A 13,455-nucleotide genomic window follows, 5' to 3' on the forward strand; every position below is an offset into this window, starting at 1 on the left:
CAAACTCCTCATTTGGCGTCTTTACTAACCGTATTAAGCAGGAATTTACCGATCAGGTCCTCTAATACCAACGACGACTGTGTGTCATGAATGGTCGAACCATCCTTGAGCAAGGCTTCTTCCCCGCCCACGCTGATACCGATGTACTTCTCGCCCAGCAGACCGGCCGTGAGGATGGACGCTGTGGAGTCAGTCGGCAGGTTATCTACCTTCTTGTCCAGTTGCAGGGTCACGCGGCCGGTGAAGCTGTCGCGGTCCAGATCGATTGCTGTGACCTTGCCGATGGTCACACCGGCCATGGTCACTTTGGATCTGACCGTCAAACCGGCGATATTGTCGAAGTAGGCGTAAAGTTTATAGGTATCGGCGCCCGAACTGGCCGACAAGCCGCTGACTCGCAGGGCGAGCAACAGCAAAGCCAGGATGCCAGCCAACAAGAAAAGGCCTACACCGATTTCCACAGTGCGGTTTTGCATCAGAAATCTCCAAACATCAAGGCGGTCAAAATGAAGTCAAGGCCCAGTACCGCCAGCGAGGCGTACACAACGGTCTTGGTAGTGGCTCGACTGATCCCTTCTGAAGTGGGTTCACAGTCATAGCCCTGGAATACGGCGATCCAAGTCACGACGAAGGCGAAGACGATGCTCTTGATAATGCCATTGAGCACGTCACCGCTGAAGGTCACGCTGTTTTGCATGTTGGCCCAGTAGGAGCCGTCGTAGACCCCCAGCCAGTCCACCGCCACCCACGAACCGCCCCAGATCCCGACCACGCTGAAAATCATTGCCAGCAGTGGCAGGGAGATGAAGCCGGCCCACAGGCGCGGGGCAACAATGTACTTGAGCGGGTCCACGCCGATCATTTCCAGGCTGGACAGTTGCTCGGTGGCCTTCATGTTGCCGATCTCGGCGGTCAACGCAGAGCCGGCGCGACCGGCAAACAGCAAGGCGGTGACCACCGGCCCCAGCTCACGCAGCAGCGTCAGTGCAACCATCTGCCCCACCGCCTGCTCGGAACCGTAGCTGGACAGGATATTGAAGCCCTGCAACGCCAGCACCATGCCGATGAACACCCCGGAGACCACAATGATCACCAGGGACATCACGCCCACCGAGTGCAGTTGCTTGAGCAGCAAGCCAAAACCACCGCCGATACCACCGCGGCCCAGCAAGGCGTGAAACAGGAAAATCGTCGAACGCCCGAGCACTTCGACAATGTCGATGCCGGAACGACCGAAAAGGCGCACCTTCTCGATTAAAGATGTCTTGCGCATCAGCGCTTCCCCAGAAGATCTGCGCGGTAATCCGCTGCCGGAAAATGAAAAGGCACCGGGCCATCAGGGTCGCCGGTCATGAATTGGCGAATACGCGGGTTATCGGCGTTCATCAGTTCTTCAGGCGTGCCCTGCCCCAATACCTGGCCATCGCCGACGACATAGAGGTAGTCGGCAATGCTCGCGGTTTCGGCCAAGTCATGGGACACCACGATGCTGGTGATACCCAGCGCGTCATTGAGCAGGCGGATCAGGCGCACCAATACGCCCATGGCGATAGGGTCCTGGCCGACGAACGGCTCGTCATACATGAGAATCTGCGGGTCGAGGGCAATCGCCCGCGCCAGAGCCACGCGCCGCTTCATACCACCAGAAAGCTCATCCGGCATCAGGTCGATGGCACCGCGAAGCCCTACGGCCTGCAGCTTCAACAACACAATGTCACGGATCATTTCTTCCGACAGTTGGGTATGCACCCGCAGCGGGAACGCGACGTTTTCGAAAACGTCGAGGTCGGTGAACAGTGCACCGCTCTGGAACAGCACACCCATGTGCTTGCGCGCATCGAACAGATCGCTGCGCGACAGGGTCGGCAGGTTCTGGCCATTGACCCAGACTTCCCCGGCGGTAGGCCGCAGTTGCATGCCCATCAGGCGCAGCAGGGTCGTCTTGCCGCAGCCGGAAGGGCCCATGATGCCCGTCACCTTGCCGCGGGGAATGCGAATATCGACATTATTGAAGATGCTGCGCGTACCGCGCTTGAAGGAAAGACCCTTCAGCTCGACCGCGTAGGCGTTATCGGCACTCATCTAAACTCCTTGGGATGCAGCTTCTCACTCAGACACCATGCTTGGGACAACTGCTTGCGACAGTTAGACACATGTGCGCTGCGCGGACCGAACTGGCGGCGAACTATATCACTGCTGACATAAAGCGCCCAAGGCCGGAGCTGTGCTTGTTCAGAAAGAGGACAGGTAATTGCGCATTTGAGAGCGATCTCACTCTTAAGTAGAACAACGCCTGACGAACTTGCGTGAGGGAATTGATCATTACCGCTATAATCGCCGACTTTTCGTCAGGCTATACGATTTCAGACATGAGCCAATCCAGCGACCTTATTCAATCCGCACAACGCACCATCCGCCTCGAGCTTGAAGCCGTAGAAGGCTTGCTGGCCCATATCGACGCAGATTTCGTACGCGCCTGCGAGATGATCCTGGCCAGTAAAGGCCGGGTTGTCGTGGTCGGCATGGGCAAGTCAGGCCATGTCGGCAACAAGATTGCCGCCACCCTGGCCAGTACCGGCACCACGGCATTTTTCGTGCACCCGGCCGAAGCCAGCCATGGTGACATGGGCATGATCACCCGCGATGACGTGATCCTCGCCCTGTCCAACTCAGGCACCACCAACGAAATCGTGACCCTGCTGCCCCTGATCAAGCGCCTGGGCATCAAGCTGATCAGCATGACCGGCAACCCGGACTCGACGCTGGCCAAGGCCGCCGAAGTGAACCTGAATGTACATGTAGCCCATGAGGCCTGCCCGCTTAACCTGGCGCCCACCTCCTCCACCACCGCCGCCCTGGTCATGGGCGACGCGCTGGCCGTGGCCCTGCTGGAAGCCCGTGGTTTTACCGCCGAAGACTTCGCCTTTTCCCACCCCGGTGGCGCCCTCGGCCGTCGCCTGCTGCTGAAAGTGGAAAACGTGATGCATGCGGGTGACGAGCTGCCACAGGTACAACGTGGCACCCTGCTCAAGGATGCCTTGATGGAAATGACCCGCAAGGGCCTGGGCATGACCGTGATCCTCGAGGCCGACGGGCGCCTGGCCGGGGTCTTCACCGACGGTGACCTGCGTCGCACCCTGGACCGCACCATTGATATCCATACCGCCACCATTGATCAAGTCATGACCCCTCACGGCAAGACCGCCCGCGCCGAAATGCTCGCGGCTGAAGCCCTGAAGATTATGGAAGACCACAAGATCGGCGCCCTGGTGGTGGTCGATGATGCCGATCACCCGATTGGCGCCCTGAACATGCACGATTTGCTGCGCGCGGGAGTGATGTAAATGAACACCGACCTGTTGCAACGGGGCAAGGCCATCAAACTGGCGATTTTCGACGTGGATGGCGTGCTGACCGACGGTCGCCTGTACTTCCTCGAAGACGGCAGCGAATTCAAGACGTTCAATACCCTGGACGGCCAGGGCATCAAGATGCTGATGGCCTCTGGCGTACAAACCGCGATCATCAGTGGTCGCAAGACCCCGGTCGTGGAGCGCCGCGCACAAAACCTGGGGATTCCTTACCTCTACCAGGGCCGTGAGGATAAACTCGTGGTTCTGGACGAGCTTCTTGGCAAACTCAACCTAAGCTATGAGCAGGTCGCCTATCTGGGCGATGATTTGCCTGACTTGCCGGTGATTCGCCGCGTCGGCCTGGGCATGGCTGTAGCCAATGCCGCGTCGTTTGTTCGCGAACACGCCCACGGCATTACCCAGGCCCGTGGCGGCGAAGGCGCCGCCCGCGAGTTCTGCGAACTGATCCTGCGAGCCCAGGGCAGCCTTGAAGCGGCCCACGCCGCCTACTTATAGAGCCCTCTATGCTGAGTAAAAAGATTCGCAACTTCCTGATATTCGGAGCCATCGCCGCGCTGTTCCTCGCTGTGGGCTACTGGAATATCAGCCCGGAGCGCTTCCTCGACCAGCCTGTTGCGCAGGTCGACCAGGGCGCTATCGACTATTACGCCACCAACGCCTACAGCGTGCAGTTCCTGCCTGACGGCAAGGTGCAATACGAAATGACGTCGGACAAGGTCGAACACCTGAAGGCTTCCGAGGTCACATTGCTGACCAATCCGGACCTGAACCTGTATCGCGGCACCGAATTCCCGTGGCACGTCACCAGCAAGCGTGGCGAGGTCAACCCGGACGGCACCGAAGTGGAACTGATCGACTCGGTGCGTGTTGCGCGCACCGACGCCCAGAAGCGCGACACCATCATTACCAGCAGTCGCATGACCGTATTCCCACAGAAGCAATATGCGCAGACCGAGCAAGACGTTAGAATCGACGGCGCTGGCGGTGTATCGACTGGCAAGGGAATGAAAGCGTATTTGAAAGAAAGCAGGATACACCTGCTATCGAACGTAAGAGGACAGTATGAGGCTCGTTAAAACCCTCCCTATTTTGCTCGGTCTGGGCGCAGCACTGGGAAGCGTGAGCGCCTGGGCTCTGCCGAACGATAGCCAGCAACCGATCCACATCCAGGCTGACGATGCGCAGTTGGATGACAAGCAAGGTATCGCGACCTACAAGGGCGACGTCATCATCACCCAAGGTTCGATGAAGATTACCGGTAACACCGTGACCCTGACCCGTACCCCGGCCGGCGACATCGACGTCGTGACTTCGGTGGGCAACCTTGCCTATTTCGAACAGAAGCAAAACGCCGCCGATCCAGGTCCGATCAAAGGCTATGGCGTGACCATCCAGTATCACGCGCCGCAGAACCGTATCGTACTGACTGACCGCGCCAAAGTGATCAGCAGCGACGGCAACTCGACCGAAGGCGAGAAAATCGTCTATGACACCGTCAAGCAGGTCGCCACTGCCGGCCGCGCCAATGGCACCAAGGTCACTGCGCCACGTCCGCGCATCGACATGGTTATCCAGCCGAAGAAGAAGGCCCAGTAATGGCGACCCTGAAAGCCCAGCATCTGGCCAAGGCCTATAAAAGCCGTCAGGTCGTGCGCGACGTCAGCCTGTCGATCGACAGCGGCCAGATCGTCGGCCTGCTTGGCCCCAATGGTGCCGGCAAGACCACCTGCTTCTACATGATCGTCGGCCTGGTCCAGGCGGACCAGGGCCGTGTATTGATCGACGACCTGGACGTCAGCCACCAGCCCATGCACGGCCGTGCACGGGCCGGTATCGGCTATCTCCCCCAGGAGGCGTCGATCTTCCGCAAACTGTCAGTGTCCGACAACATCATGGCGATCCTGGAAACCCGCAAGGAACTGGATCGCGACGGACGCCGCCAGGAGCTGGAAAGCCTGCTGCAGGAGTTCCACATCAACCATATTCGCGACAACCTCGGCATGAGCCTGTCCGGCGGCGAGCGGCGCCGCGTGGAAATCGCCCGCGCCCTGGCCACCGCACCGAAGTTCATCCTGCTGGACGAACCCTTCGCCGGTGTCGACCCGATTTCGGTAGGCGACATCAAGCAGATCATCCATCACCTCAAGGCCAAGGGGATCGGCGTGCTGATCACCGACCACAACGTGCGTGAGACCCTGGATATCTGCGAAACCGCGTATATCGTCAACGACGGCCAACTGATTGCCGAGGGCGACTCCGCCACCATCCTGGCCAACGAACTGGTCAAGGAAGTGTATCTGGGGCACGAGTTCCGCCTGTAAACACTGGGGTGTCAGGACATTCGCCATCAGGCGCGGGAGTCAATAAAAACCTTATTGTTTTTATTGTTACCGCGCTCTAGGCAAAGCCCCCGATATCAGGCATATAATTTGCTTATGTTTGGCGCTCACGCGCCCTGTCGTGGATGGCGCATTGCGCCGGCGAATAAGGTGTTAAGCCCCTGCCATGAAACCATCGCTAGTCCTGAGAATGGGCCAGCAGCTGACGATGACACCGCAGCTGCAACAGGCCATCCGCCTGCTCCAATTGTCGACCCTGGACCTGCAACAGGAAATCCAGGAGGCCCTGGAGTCCAACCCGATGCTCGAACGCCAGGAAGAAGGCGACGACTTCGATAATGCCGACCCACTGGCCGACAACATAGAGCAAAAACCCAATCCCGACGTCCAGGAACCCTCCTACCAGGAAACCGCACCCACGGTGGATAACCTGGAAGAAGGCGAATGGAACGAACGCATTCCCAATGAACTGCCGGTGGATACGGCCTGGGAAGATGTCTACCAGACCAGCGCCAGCAGCCTGCCCAGCAACGACGATGACGAGTGGGACTTCACCACCCGCACCTCCGTCGGCGAAAGCCTGCAGAGCCACTTGCTGTGGCAACTGAACCTTGCCCCGATGTCCGACACCGATCGCTTGATCGCGGTGACCCTGATCGACTGCATCAACAATCAGGGCTACCTGGACGAGACCCTCGAAGAAATCCTCGAGGCTTTCGACCCGGAACTGGACATCGAGCTGGACGAAATCGAGGCGGTCCTGCACCGCATCCAGCAGTTCGAGCCCGCCGGCATCGGCGCGCGCAACCTCAGCGAGTGCCTGTTGCTGCAACTGCGCCAACTGCCCGCCAAGACACCGTGGCTGGCCGAAGCCCAACGCCTGGTCACCGACTATATCGACCTGCTGGGCAGCCGCGACTACAGCCAGCTGATGCGTCGGATGAAACTCAAGGAAGATGACCTGCGCCAGATCATCGAACTGGTACAGAGCCTCAACCCGCGTCCCGGCTCGCAGATCGAGTCCAGCGAAGCCGAGTATGTCGTCCCCGACGTGATCGTGCGCAAGGACAACGAGCGCTGGCTGGTGGAGCTGAACCAGGAATCAGTGCCGCGCCTGCGGGTCAACCCGCAATACGCAGGTTTTGTACGCCGGGCCGACACCAGCGCCGACAACACCTTCATGCGCAATCAGTTGCAGGAGGCTCGCTGGTTCATCAAGAGCCTGCAAAGCCGCAACGAGACCCTGATGAAAGTGGCCACCCAGATCGTCGAGCATCAGCGCGGCTTCCTGGAATATGGCGACGAGGCGATGAAACCGTTGGTGCTGCATGACATTGCCGAAGCAGTGGGCATGCACGAATCGACCATTTCCCGGGTCACCACCCAAAAATTCATGCATACCCCACGGGGTATATATGAGCTGAAATACTTTTTCTCCAGCCACGTCAGCACCTCCGAAGGCGGTGAATGCTCGTCCACGGCGATCCGCGCGATCATCAAAAAACTCGTTGCGGCGGAAAATCAGAAAAAGCCGTTGAGTGACAGCAAGATCGCTGGTTTACTGGAGGCACAAGGCATTCAGGTCGCCCGTCGAACCGTCGCCAAGTACCGCGAGTCCCTTGGGATCGCGCCTTCCAGCGAGCGTAAGCGATTGATGTGACGGGCGGGCCATAGCGTTCCAGTGGCGGGTACTCCTACCCGCCGCTTTATGCACTGGCAACGAAGGAGAAGCTGTATGCAAGTCAACATCAGTGGACACCAACTGGAAGTGACCGAACCGCTGCGCGCCTACATCAGCGAGAAACTCAAACGAATTGAGGGGCATTTCGACAAGATCACCAATGTGCAAGTCATCATGTCTGTCGAAAAGCTGAAGCAGAAAATCGAAGCCACCTTGCGTATACCCGGCGGGGAAGTAGTCGCCAATGCAGAGCATTCAGACATGTATGCCGCCATTGACGACCTGACCGACAAGCTGGATCGCCAAATCAAAAAGCATAAGGAAAAGCAGCAGAGCCTTCTTCAAGGCACAGGCCGCTAACACTCCCCACCCATGATTCGACTTGAAACCATCCTGACCCCCGGCCGTTCACTCGTGAACGCGCCGGGTGGCAGTAAAAAGAAAGCCCTCGAACAGATTGCCAACCTGATCAGCCGCGAAGTGCCTGAGCTGGTGATGCAAGATGTATACGAGGCTCTGATTGCTCGTGAAAAACTCGGTTCGACCGGTTTTGGCAACGGCATCGCTATTCCTCATTGCCGCCTAAAAGGCTGTGAAACACCGGTGAGCGCCCTGTTGCACCTGGACGCCCCCACTGATTTCGACGCTATCGACGGCGCCCCGGTTGACCTGCTGTTCGTCCTGCTGGTCCCGGAAGCGGCCACCGATGCACACCTGGAACTGCTCCGGCAGATCGCCAGCATGCTTGACCGTGACGAAGTACGTAAGAAACTGCGTAGCGCCAGCACCAATGAAGCGCTGTATCAGGTTGTCCTGGATGAACAAAGCGGGCAGTAATCATGCGTTTGATCATCGTCAGCGGGCGTTCCGGCTCAGGTAAAAGTACGGCCCTCAATGTGCTTGAGGACAGTGGTTTCTATTGCATAGACAACTTGCCGGCCGGCCTGCTGCCCGAGCTGGCAGAACGTGCGCTGATCCATACCGAGCTGGCACAACCGCTGGTGGCCGTGTCCATTGACGCACGCAACCTGCCCAGCCACCTCACGCGTTTCCCGGAATTGCTCGAAGAGGTACGCGCCAAGCATATCCATTGCGACGTGCTGTACCTGGATGCCGACGAAGAAACGCTGCTCAAGCGCTTTTCGGAAACCCGTCGCCGCCACCCACTGAGCAGCCCGCACCGCTCGCTGGCCGAAGCCATCGAGGACGAGACCAAGCTGCTGGGGCCGATCATTGACCTGGCCGACCTCAAGATCAACACCACCAGCCTGAACCTTTACCAACTGCGTGACGCCATCAAGCTGCGCCTGCTGAACCAGCCGGAACCCGGCACCGCGTTCCTTGTTGAGTCCTTTGGCTTCAAGCGGGGCATGCCGATAGACGCCGACCTGGTATTTGACGTGCGTTGCCTGCCCAATCCTTACTGGAAGCCGGAACTGCGCGACCAGTCCGGGCTGGACCAACCGGTTGCCGATTACCTGGCGGCGCAACCGGATGTCGAGGAGATGTTCCAGGACATCTCCAGCTACCTGCTCAAGTGGCTACCGCGCTTTGCCGCCAGCAACCGGGCCTATGTCACCATCGCTATCGGCTGTACCGGCGGGCATCACCGCTCCGTCTACCTGACCGAGCGCCTGGGCCAGGCCTTGCAGCAAACCCTCAAGAATGTCCAGGTTCGCCACCGCGACCTCAGCTGAAAGGAACACCTTCGCGATGCCCGCTCTGGAAATTGAAATCATCAACAAACTGGGCTTGCATGCCCGCGCGTCGGCCAAGTTCGTCGGAGTTGCGGGCCAGTTTCCTTGCCAGGTGCGTGCCGGGCGTACGCCAGAGTCCATGGTCGATGGCAAAAGCATCATGGCCATGATGATGCTTGCCGCAGGCAAGGGCACGACGATTCATCTGAAGACCGAAGGTGAGCAGGAACAGGAAGCGCTGGATGCGCTGGTGAAGTTGATCAACAACTACTTCGATGAAGGCGAATAGCCCTTCTTTCCTGAATGCAGCACAAATCAATGTGGGAGTGGGCTTGCCCGCGATAGCTGGGAGTCAGTCGATACATACTTGACTGATACACCGCTATCGCGGGCAAGCCCGCTCCCACATTTTTTATGCCGAGGTGTCTGCATCGCAAGCAAGCCAGCTCCCACACTAGCCAGCTGCCACATTGCTTTTTGCGTTAGGCATCAGCCCAGCGCTGTATCCATGGCCATCATCAGGCAAAACCCGATGCACAACCCCAGGCTGGCAAGTTTGTCATGGCCATTGCGTCGCGACTCGGGGATTACTTCGTGAGTCACCACCAATAACATCGCCCCGGCCGCAAGGGCCAAACCCAGAGGCAGCAGCATCTCGGCCAGGCTGACCAGCCAGGCACAGAGCACGGCAAACACCGGCTCTACCAGGCCGGATGCCGCCCCAATCAGGAATGCCTTGACCCGCGACATCCCCGCCCCTGCCAGCACCAGCGCAATCACCAGCCCTTCCGGCACATCCTGCAAGGCAATGCCCATGGCCAGGCTGTCGGCATCGGGCATACCGCCACCCGCCGAGACGCCTACCGCCATGCCTTCGGGAATATTGTGGGCAATGATCGCGAACACAAACAGCCAGATACGCGGCGGGATCACCGGTTTATCGGGCGTACCGACCAGCATCTCCGGGCTGGCACCGGAGACCTTGCGGTCCACCAGAAACAGGCCGAAGGCACCGAGCATGATGCCGAAGCTGACCAGGCCGCTGGACGCCCAGGGAGTGAACCCCAGGTTTTCGGCGGCGGCGATCCCTGGCACGACCAGCGAAAACGCGGTCGCCGCGAGCATCACGCCAGCACCGAAGCCCAGCAACGTATCGCTGACCGCTAACGGCATCCGCCGGATCACCAGCACCGGCACCGCCCCCAGCGCCGTACCCAGGGCGCAGATTGCGCCACCTTGCAGTGCGCGCAGGATCCGCGGCTCCAGGTTCAGCCAGGCCAGCCCGTGGGCCACCAGCAATGCCATTCCCGCCAACAGCAGCAGCGAGCCAAACGCATAACGAAACATTCGTACGCTGCTGATCGCCAGTGTTTCAGTGCCCATAGTCGGCCTTAAGTCTTGTTATGAAAGGTCATTAAGCGAGGGCCGCCTGGTAGCGCTCAGCGACTTCCGGCCAGTTGATAACACTGTAGAAGGCGTTGATGTATTCAGGACGGCGGTTCTGATAAAGCAGGTAGTAGGCGTGTTCCCACACGTCCAGACCGAGGATCGGCGTATTGCCATTCATCAACGGGCTGTCCTGGTTGCCACTGCTCTCGACTACCAGGGTCTTTTGCGGGGTCACGCTCAACCAGGCCCAGCCACTGCCGAAGCGGGTCAGCGCAGCTTTGGTAAAGGCCTCCTTGAAGGCGTCAAAGCCACCCAACTGCTCATCAATCGCGTGGCCCAGGGCACCTTCGGGCTTGCCGCCGCCCTTGGGCGACATGACTGCCCAGAACAATGAGTGGTTGGCATGCCCGCCCCCCTGGTTAATCACCGCTGCGCGCAGCTTTTCCGGCAGTTGCTGGACGCTGGAGACCAGTTTCTCGATGGGCCAGCCAGCAAACTCAGTACCTTCGACCGCCGCATTGAGGTTATTGATGTAGGTCTGGTGGTGTTTGGTGTAGTGGATTTCCATGGTTTGCGCATCGATATGCGGCTCCAGGGCATCGTAGGCGTAAGGCAAGGCAGGCAAGGTGTAGGACATATCAATGTGCTCCATAAAAAGGGCTGTTGCGGGTCGGCGCATCCGTCGACGCCGTATGGCTGCCTAGCAAGCGATGGGTACGGGGGTATTCGCCGTGATCGCTGATGAAATTCAACAGTTCGACGTAGGTCTTGCTGCTCTGGCGCAAGGCCGCCTCGCGCAGTGGCTGAGGCAGCCGGGTGTCCTGCATGGTCTGCAGCAAGCGCTGGTGAATGGCGCAGAGGTATTCCGCGCTTTCTTCCGGCTGGTTCAGGCGCAGGTGCAGGTCCGCCAGGTTGTGATGGGAAATGACGCAAGCGGCTACGGTTTCGTCGGCATCACCCCAGCGCTCGAACAACACTTGGGCCAGGGCCAGGGCTTGCAGGTAATGCTCGCGGGCATCCACCAGTTCGCCCTGCATAAAGCAGTGATTGGCCCGTTCGATCGTGCGTTTCCAATGCTCCATGGTGAGCCTCCAAAGCAGGGTCGGTGATTACACGCCACCCGCCGTGAGCTTTTCCGGATCCAGGAGGATTTCCAGTTGGCTGCGGGGCAAGTCGGTGTGCTCAAGCGCCACATCAATCACCGGCCGGCCTTGTTGATAGGCTTTCTTGGCGATTTCAGCGGCCTTTTGGTAACCAATGATCGGGTTGAGTGCGGTAACCAGGATCGGGTTACGCGACAGCGCTTCCTTGAGCTTGGGTTCGTTGACCTTGAAGCTGGCGATGGCCTTGTCTGCCAGCAGACGGCTGGAGTTGGCCAACAGTTCCAGGCTGCTGAGCAGGTTCTGGGCGATGATCGGCAGCATCACGTTGAGTTCGAAGTTGCCGGACTGACCGGCGATGGTGATCACGCTGTCATTGCCGATCACCTGGGCCGCAACCATGGCCGTAGCCTCTGGAATCACCGGGTTGACCTTGCCCGGCATGATCGACGAGCCCGGCTGCAGGCCTTCGAGTTCGATTTCACCGAGACCGGCAAGGGGGCCGGAGTTCATCCAGCGCAGGTCGTTGGCGATTTTCATCAGCGACACGGCAATCGCTTTGAGTTGGCCGGAGACGGCAACGGCGGTGTCCTGGGAGCCGATCAGAGCAAACAGGTTCTTGCCCGGAGTGAACTGCACCTGGGTCAGGCTGCTCAACTGCTGACTGAAACGCGCAGCAAACTCAGGATGCGCGTTGATCCCGGTGCCAACGGCCGTGCCGCCCTGAGCCAGGGCCTGCAGGCTTGGCAGCAAGCCCTGCAAGTGCGCGATATTGGCCTTGAGTTGCTGCGCCCACCCTTCAAGCACCTGGCTCATGCGTACCGGCATGGCGTCCATCAGGTGAGTACGCCCGGTCTTGATGAACGGATGAACTTCCACCGCCTTGCGCCCGATCACCGCAACCAGATGCAGCAACGCCGGCAACGTCTGTTCATGCAGCACCAGCGCGGCGCTGACGTGAATGGTGGTCGGGATGATGTCGTTGCTGCTTTGCCCGCAATTGACGTGGTCATTGGGGTTGACCGGCTCGCCCAGCAGGCGGCTGGCCAGGGTCGCAATCACTTCGTTGGCGTTCATGTTGGAGCTGGTGCCGGAGCCGGTCTGGAAAATATCCACCGGGAAGTGCTGCATGAAGTCGCCTTCCAGCAAGCCTTGGGCGGCGTCGACGATGGCTTTGCCCTGACTTGCGCTGATCTGCTTGAGATCGACGTTGGCCCTGGCGGCGGCGGCCTTGGCCAAGATCAGGGCGCGGATGAACTGGGTCGGCATGCGCTGGTGGCTGATCGGGAAGTTATCCACTGCACGCTGGGTTTGCGCGCCATACAACGCGTCGGCCGGTACCTGTAGTTCGCCCATGCTGTCGCGTTCTATACGGGTGTTACTCATCGGAAGATCCTTGCACCAAGTCGGAGTGAGAAATCGAAGGTTGCAGTTCGCAAGTCGCCAATTGCCAGGCAAAGGTCTGCCAGCGCTTGAGGCGGCAGGCACAGTGAGACAGGTTTTCCAGGTCGCGCAGCGGGCGCCAGGCCTGGTCCAGGCACGTGGAGCGCCAATGCCAGGGCAAGGCGATATCGGTGGCAGTGTCGAGCAGCAGACGGAACGAGGTCTCGGCGATGGTCCACGGGTGCGTGGCCGTGCAACAGGCCAGATAGCGGCCTTCGCTGAGGTAGTGTTCGATCAGGCGCGGCTCGTCAGGGTTGAGCCCGCAGCGAATCTGACGACTCATCCAGCGCCAGCTTTCCAGGTAGGGATCCTCGTGCAGGACAGAACTCATGACCCATGCTCACTCGATAATGATATTTATTATTAAATGATATTGAGAATCAAAACAAGCTATTGAACCGATACCTTTGTCGGCCTTGTGATATTCCAGGC

18 protein-coding genes are annotated in these 13,455 nt (G+C 59.3%); 10 read left to right on the plus strand and 8 right to left on the minus strand.

The window, feature by feature from the left end; translation table 11 throughout:
- Positions 1-8: 8 nt before the first annotated feature.
- From mlaD to PSH73_RS21750, 3 genes are read right to left on the minus strand one after another with little or no spacing between them, the layout of a single operon-like run.
- The gene (mlaD, locus tag PSH73_RS21740; RefSeq protein WP_057438115.1) at positions 9-476 is read right to left on the minus strand and encodes an outer membrane lipid asymmetry maintenance protein MlaD; all 468 of its coding nucleotides are present in this window, start codon (positions 474-476) and stop codon (positions 9-11) included.
- Positions 476-1,273, minus strand: a complete 798-nt coding sequence (gene mlaE, locus PSH73_RS21745) for a lipid asymmetry maintenance ABC transporter permease subunit MlaE (protein WP_029291779.1) — start codon at positions 1,271-1,273, stop codon at positions 476-478. Before mlaE ends, mlaD begins: the two co-directional genes overlap by 1 nt.
- Entirely contained in the window at positions 1,273-2,082 is an 810-nt protein-coding gene (locus tag PSH73_RS21750; RefSeq protein ID WP_038443322.1) for an ATP-binding cassette domain-containing protein, read from the minus strand. The genes mlaE and PSH73_RS21750 overlap by 1 nt, the downstream gene beginning before the upstream one ends.
- A 287-nt stretch (positions 2,083-2,369) precedes the next feature.
- On the opposite strand from PSH73_RS21750, the gene PSH73_RS21755 reads away from it, so the two are divergent.
- The 10 genes from PSH73_RS21755 to PSH73_RS21800 all read left to right on the plus strand — a co-directional run bounded on the left by PSH73_RS21755 (position 2,370) and on the right by PSH73_RS21800 (position 9,380).
- Positions 2,370-3,344: a KpsF/GutQ family sugar-phosphate isomerase gene (locus PSH73_RS21755; protein ID WP_115128986.1), complete on the plus strand. Its 975-nt coding sequence runs from the start codon at positions 2,370-2,372 to the stop codon at positions 3,342-3,344.
- On the plus strand, positions 3,345-3,869 hold the full coding sequence (locus PSH73_RS21760; protein ID WP_029291786.1) for an HAD family hydrolase: 525 nt from the start codon (positions 3,345-3,347) through the stop codon (positions 3,867-3,869). It abuts the gene before it with no gap.
- 8 nt (positions 3,870-3,877) lie between these two features.
- Positions 3,878-4,450 (plus strand): LPS export ABC transporter periplasmic protein LptC, encoded by a 573-nt coding sequence (gene lptC, locus PSH73_RS21765; protein WP_057438113.1) that lies wholly within the window; start codon positions 3,878-3,880, stop codon positions 4,448-4,450.
- Positions 4,437-4,970: a lipopolysaccharide transport periplasmic protein LptA gene (lptA, locus tag PSH73_RS21770; protein WP_029291790.1), complete on the plus strand. Its 534-nt coding sequence runs from the start codon at positions 4,437-4,439 to the stop codon at positions 4,968-4,970. The genes lptC and lptA overlap by 14 nt, the downstream gene beginning before the upstream one ends.
- Positions 4,970-5,695: an LPS export ABC transporter ATP-binding protein gene (gene lptB, locus PSH73_RS21775; RefSeq protein ID WP_029291791.1), complete on the plus strand. Its 726-nt coding sequence runs from the start codon at positions 4,970-4,972 to the stop codon at positions 5,693-5,695. Before lptA ends, lptB begins: the two co-directional genes overlap by 1 nt.
- Before the next feature lie 184 nt (positions 5,696-5,879).
- Positions 5,880-7,373: an RNA polymerase factor sigma-54 gene (locus PSH73_RS21780; RefSeq protein WP_057445159.1), complete on the plus strand. Its 1,494-nt coding sequence runs from the start codon at positions 5,880-5,882 to the stop codon at positions 7,371-7,373.
- Between the two features lie 75 nt (positions 7,374-7,448).
- Positions 7,449-7,754: a ribosome hibernation-promoting factor, HPF/YfiA family gene (gene hpf, locus PSH73_RS21785; protein ID WP_032860085.1), complete on the plus strand. Its 306-nt coding sequence runs from the start codon at positions 7,449-7,451 to the stop codon at positions 7,752-7,754.
- A 12-nt stretch (positions 7,755-7,766) separates the two neighbouring features.
- The gene (gene ptsN, locus PSH73_RS21790) at positions 7,767-8,231 is read left to right on the plus strand and encodes a PTS IIA-like nitrogen regulatory protein PtsN (protein WP_057958463.1); all 465 of its coding nucleotides are present in this window, start codon (positions 7,767-7,769) and stop codon (positions 8,229-8,231) included.
- Between the two features lie 2 nt (positions 8,232-8,233).
- Positions 8,234-9,091, plus strand: coding sequence for an RNase adapter RapZ (gene rapZ / locus PSH73_RS21795; RefSeq protein ID WP_120734139.1), 858 nt, complete (start codon positions 8,234-8,236; stop codon positions 9,089-9,091).
- A 16-nt stretch (positions 9,092-9,107) separates the two neighbouring features.
- The gene (locus PSH73_RS21800) at positions 9,108-9,380 is read left to right on the plus strand and encodes an HPr family phosphocarrier protein (protein ID WP_057438107.1); all 273 of its coding nucleotides are present in this window, start codon (positions 9,108-9,110) and stop codon (positions 9,378-9,380) included.
- Positions 9,381-9,580: 200 nt separating this feature from the next.
- On the opposite strand, the gene PSH73_RS21805 is transcribed toward PSH73_RS21800, so the two are convergent.
- Genes PSH73_RS21805 through PSH73_RS21825 form a run of 5 tightly spaced genes read right to left on the minus strand, consistent with a single transcriptional unit; the run spans position 9,581 to position 13,354 of the window.
- Entirely contained in the window at positions 9,581-10,474 is an 894-nt protein-coding gene (locus PSH73_RS21805; protein WP_200659094.1) for a ZIP family metal transporter, read from the minus strand.
- Between the two features lie 31 nt (positions 10,475-10,505).
- Complete coding sequence (locus PSH73_RS21810; RefSeq protein WP_200659096.1) at positions 10,506-11,117, minus strand: superoxide dismutase; 612 nt, start codon at positions 11,115-11,117, stop codon at positions 10,506-10,508.
- Position 11,118: 1 nt separating this feature from the next.
- Positions 11,119-11,562: a hypothetical protein gene (locus tag PSH73_RS21815; RefSeq protein ID WP_305461346.1), complete on the minus strand. Its 444-nt coding sequence runs from the start codon at positions 11,560-11,562 to the stop codon at positions 11,119-11,121.
- 27 nt (positions 11,563-11,589) lie between these two features.
- The gene (locus PSH73_RS21820) at positions 11,590-12,966 is read right to left on the minus strand and encodes a lyase family protein (RefSeq protein WP_305461348.1); all 1,377 of its coding nucleotides are present in this window, start codon (positions 12,964-12,966) and stop codon (positions 11,590-11,592) included.
- On the minus strand, positions 12,959-13,354 hold the full coding sequence (locus tag PSH73_RS21825) for a hypothetical protein (protein WP_057438105.1): 396 nt from the start codon (positions 13,352-13,354) through the stop codon (positions 12,959-12,961). Before PSH73_RS21825 ends, PSH73_RS21820 begins: the two co-directional genes overlap by 8 nt.
- Between the last annotated feature and the right edge of the window lie 101 nt (positions 13,355-13,455).

Origin of the sequence: Pseudomonas sp. FP2294 (genome assembly GCF_030687625.1) — a bacterium.
Taxonomy (GTDB): domain Bacteria; phylum Pseudomonadota; class Gammaproteobacteria; order Pseudomonadales; family Pseudomonadaceae; genus Aquipseudomonas; species Aquipseudomonas shahriarae.

Bases quoted from the DNA above. Each gene is read 5' to 3' on its own strand.
- mlaD (WP_057438115.1), bottom strand. From the start codon at position 476: ATGCAAAACCGCACTGTGGAAATCGGTGTAGGCCTTTTCTTGTTGGCT.
- mlaE (WP_029291779.1), bottom strand. From the start codon at position 1,273: ATGCGCAAGACATCTTTAATCGAGAAGGTGCGCCTTTTCGGTCGTTCC.
- PSH73_RS21750 (WP_038443322.1), bottom strand. From the start codon at position 2,082: ATGAGTGCCGATAACGCCTACGCGGTCGAGCTGAAGGGTCTTTCCTTC.
- PSH73_RS21755 (WP_115128986.1), top strand. From the start codon at position 2,370: ATGAGCCAATCCAGCGACCTTATTCAATCCGCACAACGCACCATCCGC.
- PSH73_RS21760 (WP_029291786.1), top strand. From the start codon at position 3,345: ATGAACACCGACCTGTTGCAACGGGGCAAGGCCATCAAACTGGCGATT.
- lptC (WP_057438113.1), top strand. From the start codon at position 3,878: ATGCTGAGTAAAAAGATTCGCAACTTCCTGATATTCGGAGCCATCGCC.
- lptA (WP_029291790.1), top strand. From the start codon at position 4,437: ATGAGGCTCGTTAAAACCCTCCCTATTTTGCTCGGTCTGGGCGCAGCA.
- lptB (WP_029291791.1), top strand. From the start codon at position 4,970: ATGGCGACCCTGAAAGCCCAGCATCTGGCCAAGGCCTATAAAAGCCGT.
- PSH73_RS21780 (WP_057445159.1), top strand. From the start codon at position 5,880: ATGAAACCATCGCTAGTCCTGAGAATGGGCCAGCAGCTGACGATGACA.
- hpf (WP_032860085.1), top strand. From the start codon at position 7,449: ATGCAAGTCAACATCAGTGGACACCAACTGGAAGTGACCGAACCGCTG.
- ptsN (WP_057958463.1), top strand. From the start codon at position 7,767: ATGATTCGACTTGAAACCATCCTGACCCCCGGCCGTTCACTCGTGAAC.
- rapZ (WP_120734139.1), top strand. From the start codon at position 8,234: ATGCGTTTGATCATCGTCAGCGGGCGTTCCGGCTCAGGTAAAAGTACG.
- PSH73_RS21800 (WP_057438107.1), top strand. From the start codon at position 9,108: ATGCCCGCTCTGGAAATTGAAATCATCAACAAACTGGGCTTGCATGCC.
- PSH73_RS21805 (WP_200659094.1), bottom strand. From the start codon at position 10,474: ATGGGCACTGAAACACTGGCGATCAGCAGCGTACGAATGTTTCGTTAT.
- PSH73_RS21810 (WP_200659096.1), bottom strand. From the start codon at position 11,117: ATGTCCTACACCTTGCCTGCCTTGCCTTACGCCTACGATGCCCTGGAG.
- PSH73_RS21815 (WP_305461346.1), bottom strand. From the start codon at position 11,562: ATGGAGCATTGGAAACGCACGATCGAACGGGCCAATCACTGCTTTATG.
- PSH73_RS21820 (WP_305461348.1), bottom strand. From the start codon at position 12,966: ATGAGTAACACCCGTATAGAACGCGACAGCATGGGCGAACTACAGGTA.
- PSH73_RS21825 (WP_057438105.1), bottom strand. From the start codon at position 13,354: ATGAGTTCTGTCCTGCACGAGGATCCCTACCTGGAAAGCTGGCGCTGG.